Source organism: Neisseria sp. P0021.S006 (genome assembly GCF_051956895.1).
The window spans coordinates 1-874 of sequence record NZ_JBQCWZ010000553.1 but is presented as its reverse complement, the minus strand read 5'-3'; the positions used below and the strand labels follow the sequence as shown (position 1 = coordinate 874).

Below are 874 nucleotides of genomic sequence, written 5' to 3'. Positions count from 1 at the left end.
TATAGAAAGTGTACTGCAATTATCATTTAGCCTTACGGTACATAAGCTTACTGTCGGTGTAAATTTTGCCGATATTCTTTTTATTGTGCTGGCAAGACGCAATTATCGTCATTTAAAAATGGTTTCCCAAAATACGGATAAAAATGTGGAGCCGTTAGAACAAGGACAAGAAACACAACCATGAAATCACTAGACCTAAATTTCATCTGCCAAACTCTCGGCCTTCCGATGCCGTCTGAAAATCAACCCGTTTCGCGTATTGTTACAGACAGCCGCGATATTCAGGACGGCGACGTATTTTTCGCGCTTGCCGGTGAACGCTTTGACGCGCATGACTTTGTTGAAGATGTGTTGGCAGCGGGGGCAACGGCAGTTGTGGTTTCGCGCGAAGATTGTGCGGCTTTGAAAGGCGCGTTGAAGGTTGACGATACGCTTGTGGCTTTGCAAAAACTGGCGAAGGCGTGGCGTGAAAATGTGAATCCGTTTGTCTTCGGCATTACCGGCTCTTCCGGCAAAACAACGGTTAAAGAGATGTTGGCCGGCGTATTGCGTCATCGATTCGGTGATGAAGCTGTGTTGGCGACTGCCGGCAATTTCAACAACCATATCGGCTTGCCGCTGACTTTGTTGAAACTGAACGAAAAACATCGCTATGCCGTCATCGAGATGGGTATGAACCATTTTGGCGAATTGTCTTTGCTGACCCGAATTGCCAGTCCGAATGTTGCTTTGGTCAATAACGCTTTGCGCGCGCATGTCGGTTGCGGTTTTGATGGCGTCGGCGATATTGCCAAAGCCAAAAGTGAAATCTACGAAGGTTTGCTTTCAGCCGGCATTGCGCTGATTCCGTGCGAAGATGCCAATATCTGTCTAT

Annotated in this window: 1 protein-coding gene and 1 pseudogene; both read left to right on the top strand. The window is 47.3% G+C overall.

Annotated features, from left to right (window positions below):
* Positions 1-184: pseudogene (locus tag ACTHUM_RS15635) on the top strand (hypothetical protein); the annotation flags it as partial.
* On the top strand, positions 181-874 hold a 694-nt coding region (locus tag ACTHUM_RS15630; protein WP_440403372.1), incomplete at its 3' end, for a UDP-N-acetylmuramoyl-tripeptide--D-alanyl-D-alanine ligase. The pseudogene ACTHUM_RS15635 and the gene ACTHUM_RS15630, both read left to right, overlap by 4 nt.